This is a genomic window from Streptomyces sp. NPDC054956 (assembly GCF_053609185.1).
In genome coordinates, this window is record NZ_JBSGXB010000421.1 from 1 (window position 1) to 5,512 (window position 5,512).

A 5,512-nucleotide genomic window follows, 5' to 3' on the forward strand; every position below is an offset into this window, starting at 1 on the left:
CCACGAGCCCCCCGGCCCGCCGCGGGGCTCGTGGTGTGGCGGCTCCCCGGGCGTGCCGGGAGCGGAGGCCGGCTGCGCGGGGGCCGGGGTCACGTTCACGCAGCCGGAGACGGCCGAGACCGCACAGGCGACTGTGAGCAGCAGCTTTGTCGTGGTTCGGGTTGGATGCACCCGCGCAACTCTGCTGTGCGAGGACCCCGTTGCGAAAACCCGGAGCCGATATTCACCCCGCACGGGTGACGGCTGCTCGCACGCTGACGGGACTCCCGGTCCGGCGGCCCGTCGGGCTACTCGCCCGTGGAACCGTCGAGGTGCTCCCGCAGCAGATCGGCGTGGCCGTTGTGGCGCGCGTACTCCTCGATCATGTGCGTGTAGACCCAGCGCAGGCTGAACACCTCGCCGCGACGGTGGCTTTCGGGCTGCGAGGTGAGGTCCAGGGAACGGCCCGCCGCGGCCTGCCGGGCCAGCTCCACCTCGGTCTGCCACACCTGCTCGGCCTCGGTCCACGTGGCCTTGTCGCCGAAGTGGAAGTCCCCGTCCGGGTCGTCGTCGGTGCAGAACAGCTCGGGGAGCTCCTCGCCCAGCATGATCTCCCGGAACCAGTAGCGCTCCACCTCCGCCATGTGCCGCACCAGCCCCAGCAGGCTCAGTTCGGACGGCAGCAGAGGGGTAGCGCGCAGTTCCTCGTCCGGAAGTCCCTCGCACTTCCAGGCAAGAGTGGAACGGTGGTAATCGAGCCAGCCGTCGAGCATGTCGCGCTCGTTCGCGGTGGTGGAAGGTTCGGTGCGGTGGGAACCGCTGTTGAGGGTCATGCCCCCATCCTTGTCGAACGCGCCGGTGCCCACCAGCGATTAGGCTGCGCACATCCCACGAGGAACAAACCTGGAGGCTCCCGGTGAAGGTCGGCTGTATCGGACTCGGAGACATCGCGCAGAAGGCGTACCTGCCCGTCCTCGCCACGCGTCCGGGGCTCGAACTGCACTTGCAGACCCGGACCCCGGCCACCCTGGAGCGGGTCGGCGCCCACCACCACGTTCCGGCCGAACGCCTGCACGCGGACCTCGACTCGCTGCTCGCGCAGAAGCTCGACGCGGCCTTCGTGCACGCCCCGACCGCCGTCCACCCCGAGATCGTGGAACGACTGCTGGAGGCGGGCGTGCCGACGTACGTGGACAAGCCGATCGCCTACGAGCTCGCGGACTCGCGGCGGCTGGTCGAACTGGCCGAGGAGCGCGGGGTCTCGCTCGCCGTCGGCTTCAACCGCCGCCACGCGCCCGGCTACGCGCAGTGCGCCGACCACCCGCGCGAGCTGATCGTCATGCAGAAGAACCGGGTCGGACTGCCCGAGGACGTACGGACCTTCGTGCTCGACGACTTCATCCACGTCGTCGACACCCTGCGCTTCCTGCTGCCCGGCGAGGCCGACCACGTCGACGTACGGGCCGTGGTGCGCGAGGGGCTGATGAGCCAGGTGGTGCTCCAGCTGTCGGGCGCCGGCTTCACCGCGCTCGGCATCATGAACCGGCTCTCCGGGTCCACGGAAGAACTCCTGGAGGTCTCCGGACAGGACACCAAGCGCCAGGTCGTCAACCTCGCGGAGATCATCGACCACAAGGGCCAGCCGACGATCCGACGGCGCGGGGACTGGGTGCCGGTCGCCCGCCAGCGCGGCATCGAACAGGTCGTGGACTCCTTCCTGGCGGCCGTGGAGATGGGCCGGACCCTCAGCGCCCGCGACGCGCTGCTCACCCACGAGCTCTGCGAGCGGGTGGTGGAGTCGGCTCTGGAGCAGGCTCTGTGACCGGCCGCCCGAAGCGCACGGCGCGCACGGCGCGCACGCCCGAGACCGCGCAGTAGGCGGCCAGGGCCGCCAGCGCGGCCCCCACCGCCCAGTCCCCGAACCGGACGTACGGGGTCGTGCCCCGGGCGAGCGGCACCTCGTAGACCCGTGCGGTGCTCGCCGACGTGGACAGCGCCGGCCCGGTCCGCCCGCCGGACGGGCCGCGCACCTCGCTGACGCCCGTGAGGGTGGCGTGGACCACGGGACGGCCGGTCTCGGCGGCGCGCAGCGCGGACAACGAGGCGTGCTGGGCCGGCGCCCAGCCGTCCTGGAAGGTGGACGTGGCCGACTGGTCGACCAGCAGGGCGGCCCCGTCGCGGGCGAGCCGGCGGCTCATGTCGGGGAACGCCGACTCGAAGCAGACCATCGGGCCGATGCGGACGCCGGGCCGGCCGGGCAGCTCCATCAGGACCTGGGCGCTGCCCGGCACCCGGTTCTCGGTGGCCGCCTTGCCGACCGAGGTGGCCCAGCCCAGCAGCGCGCGGGCCGGTACGTACTCCCCGAAGGGGACCAGGCGCATCTTGTCGTACCGGTCGCCGGTGGGCCCCTGCGGTCCCACGAGGACCGCCGATTTGCGGATGCCGGGCCGGTCGGCGGCCCGGGCGTCCACATTGACCAGCAGCGGGGCCCCGACCTCGGCCGACAGGGAGGCGAGCCGCCGCGCCAGGTCCGGGCGGGCCGCCAGGTCCTCGCCGACACTGCTCTCGCCCCACACCACCAGGTCCGGGCGCTGCCCCACCAGGGTCCGGGTCAGCCGCTCACCGAGGGCGAACCGCCGTTCCGGGGCGTCGGGGCCGTCCGCGACCAGGCCCGGCTGTACGACGGCCACGCGCAGCCCGCCCGACGGTTCCGGGCGGGGCGCCCACAGCCACACCGCCCCCGTCAGCACCGCGCACCCCGTCATGCCGGCCACCGCGGGCGCCCGCGCACCCGGCACCGCGATCAGCAGCGCCACCGCGCAGTTCACCGCCACCACCAGCAGGCCGACCAGCCAGACCCCGCCCACCGAAGCCAGCCGCAGGGCGGGCGGCACCTGCCACTGACTGGCCCCGAGCAGCCCCCACGGCCCGCCCAGCCCCTGCCAGGACCGGGCCAGCTCCGACAGCAGCCACCCCGCCGGTACGAGCACCAGCGCGGCCGTCGCACGCCCCGGACCCGGGGTCCCGCCGAGCAGTTCCCGCACCAGCAGCGCCCAGGGGATCCAGAGCAGGCCCAGCAGCGCCGCCAGCGCGAAGAGGAACACGTGCAGGCTCGGCAGCAGCCAGTGGTGCACGGCGAAGACGAACCCGGCTCCGCCGAGCCAGCCCTCCAGGGCGGCACGCCGGCCCGTGGGGGCCGACCTCAGCAGCAGCATCCAGGGCACGAGGGCGACGTACGCGAACCACCAGAGCGCGGGGGCGGGGAAGGCCAGGCAGGGCAAGGCTCCCGCGGCGACCGCGGCCGCCGCACGCCACCACCGCTGCGGCTCCGGGACGGTGATCACCATGACGCGCCTCCGCATCCAGTGTGGAACAGCCGTGCGACTCAGGCCGACATGTGGCGCCACTTCTCGTGGACGGTGACGCGGGAGAGCCGCCAGCCCGCGCGCGCGGTACGGGCGAGGGCGAAGGTGTAGCGCCCGGCGGCGACGAAATTGGGCGCGGTGACCGTGCCGTCGAACTCCTCGCCCGCCAGCCGCATCGGATTGAGGAAGTCCGCCCGCACCTCCGCCGTGTCGCCGGGGGAACCGCCCTCGTCCGCCACGCGGATCAGCCGGTTGACGATGAGGTGCTGGCGCACCGGGAACAGCTTCATCGTCTCCTCGAGCCAGCCCGCGACCTCCCCGGCCGGTCCCTCGATCCCGCCGGCCGAGCTGTAGTCGGCCCGCCCGCCCGGCGCGAACAGGGCGCGGTAGGCGGCCCAGTCGCCGTCGTCGACGGCCACCGCGTACCCCGTGACCACCTCGTCGATCGCCAGCCTGTCCATCACGGTCGCAAGGTCCACACGCTGCGTCATCGGGTCAGTGTGAGGGTGGCGGGCGCGGAGGCCAAGGGGCGTGCGGGACCCGGATCCTCCGGTGGCCGGTCAGTGACGGGAATGCGCCTCCCTGGGACGGACCACGACGAGGAACGCGTCGCTGGCGAGGTCCATCACCACCTCGGCCGGTACGCCCTCGCGCATCCGCTGCGCCGCGTACTCCTCGGCCGGCCAACTCCCCCTCGGACTTCCGGCCGGAAACCGCTCCAACACCACTCGACCCATGGGACACCCCCTGTAGCTCGTCTTCAGGCCGCTTCAGGTCTCTCAGGCACAACGACGCGGAGGCCGCTCGGGAACGTTCCCGAACGGCCTCCGATTCACGCGAAGCGGTGAGCGGCGGTGATGCCGGCCCTCATTGGGCGGCGGACTCGCCGGCGTGGGGGCTGAGCACACCCATTCCGATCAGGGCGAACAGCACGATGCCGAGCAGGACCCGGTAGATCACGAAGGGCATGAAGCTCTTGCTGGAGATGAACTTCATGAACCAGGCGATGACCGCGTAGCCGACCACGAAGGCGATGACCGTCGCGAAGATCGTCTGGCCCCAGGCGATGTGGCCGGGCTCCTCGATCACGTCCTTGATCTCGAACAGGCCCGAGGCGAGCACGGCCGGGATGGCGAGGAGGAAGGAGTAGCGGGCCGCCGCCTCACGGGTGAAGCCCAGCAGCAGACCGCCCGACAGCGTCGCACCGGACCGGGAGACGCCCGGGATCAGGGCCATCGCCTGGCAGAGGCCGAAGATCAGACCGTCCTTGACGCCCAGCTCCTTGAGCGTCTTGCGCTCGCGGACGGCGCGGTGCCGGCCGCCCTCCTCGTCGCGCGCGGCCAGCCGGTCCGCGGCGCCCAGCACGATGCCCATCACGATGAGGGTGGTGGCGATCAGCCGCAGATCGCGGAACGGGCCCTCGATCTGGTCCTTGAAGACGAGGCCGAGCACACCGATCGGGATCGAGCCGACGATCACCAGCCAGCCCATCTTGGCGTCCTGCTCGGAGCGCAGCTCCCGGGTGTACAGCGAGCGGAACCAGGTGGAGACGATCCGCGCGATGTCCTTGCGGAAGTAGATCAGCACGGCGGCCTCGGTGCCGATCTGCGTGATCGCCGTGAAGGCCGCGCCCGGGTCCTGCCAGCCGGCGAACGCCGCGGTCAGCCGGAGATGGGCGCTGGAGGAGATCGGGAGGAACTCCGTGAGACCTTGGACGAGACCGAGGATTAGGGATTCGATCCAGCTCATGTCGGGGTGCGCTCGTCCTTGTGATCGTCGGGCAGTTCGGGTCCGATGCTAGGGCCCGTGGGGTGCGGCCGTGACCACAGGGGGGTGTGCGGGCGTCAGTTCGCGGGTCGGCGCGGCCTGTCGGGCGGGCCCGGGCGCGGACTCCCGTACGGACGCGAACCGGTGCCGCTTGCGCCAGGCGACGACCGCGGCCCCCACCGCGGACAGCGCGATGAAGCCGAACGAGGCCAGGAAGGCGGGGGAGGTCGGGGAGGAGGCGCTGGCTCCCGCGACCACGTACGCGGCGGTGTTCGGGACCACGCCGATCGCGGTGGCGAGGAGGAAGGGCAGCCAGCCGCAACGCGACATCGCGGCGGCGTAGTTGGCCACCGCGAAGGGCAGGCCCGGGAAGATCCGGACCGCCAGTATCGAGCGGAAGC

7 protein-coding genes are annotated in these 5,512 nt (G+C 72.3%); 1 reads left to right on the forward strand and 6 read right to left on the reverse strand.

The genetic code is table 11. The annotated features are described in order from the left end of the window. Positions 1–287: 287 nt before the first annotated feature. On the reverse strand, positions 288–812 hold the full coding sequence (locus ACWGDE_RS35680; protein ID WP_453393226.1) for a DinB family protein: 525 nt from the start codon (positions 810–812) through the stop codon (positions 288–290). A gap of 83 nt (positions 813–895) precedes the next feature. Between ACWGDE_RS35680 and ACWGDE_RS35685 the strand changes: the two genes are divergently transcribed. After that, on the forward strand, positions 896–1,801 hold the full coding sequence (locus tag ACWGDE_RS35685; RefSeq protein WP_453393227.1) for a Gfo/Idh/MocA family protein: 906 nt from the start codon (positions 896–898) through the stop codon (positions 1,799–1,801). Here the strand turns inward: ACWGDE_RS35685 and lnt are convergent. From lnt to ACWGDE_RS35710, 5 genes are all read right to left on the reverse strand, one after another. Beyond that, on the reverse strand, positions 1,746–3,326 hold the full coding sequence (gene lnt, locus ACWGDE_RS35690) for an apolipoprotein N-acyltransferase (RefSeq protein ID WP_453393228.1): 1,581 nt from the start codon (positions 3,324–3,326) through the stop codon (positions 1,746–1,748). The genes ACWGDE_RS35685 and lnt overlap by 56 nt on opposite strands. A 38-nt stretch (positions 3,327–3,364) precedes the next feature. Then, positions 3,365–3,835: a nuclear transport factor 2 family protein gene (locus tag ACWGDE_RS35695; RefSeq protein ID WP_453393229.1), complete on the reverse strand. Its 471-nt coding sequence runs from the start codon at positions 3,833–3,835 to the stop codon at positions 3,365–3,367. A 69-nt stretch (positions 3,836–3,904) separates the two neighbouring features. Then, a complete protein-coding gene (locus tag ACWGDE_RS35700; protein ID WP_453393230.1) occupies positions 3,905–4,081 on the reverse strand; it encodes a hypothetical protein in 177 nt (58 codons plus the stop codon). A 130-nt stretch (positions 4,082–4,211) separates the two neighbouring features. Continuing rightward, positions 4,212–5,093, reverse strand: a complete 882-nt coding sequence (locus tag ACWGDE_RS35705) for an undecaprenyl-diphosphate phosphatase (protein WP_453393231.1) — start codon at positions 5,091–5,093, stop codon at positions 4,212–4,214. Between the two features lie 48 nt (positions 5,094–5,141). Beyond that, positions 5,142–5,512 (reverse strand): TVP38/TMEM64 family protein (locus ACWGDE_RS35710; protein ID WP_453393232.1); only part of this gene is annotated, 371 nt, incomplete at its 5' end.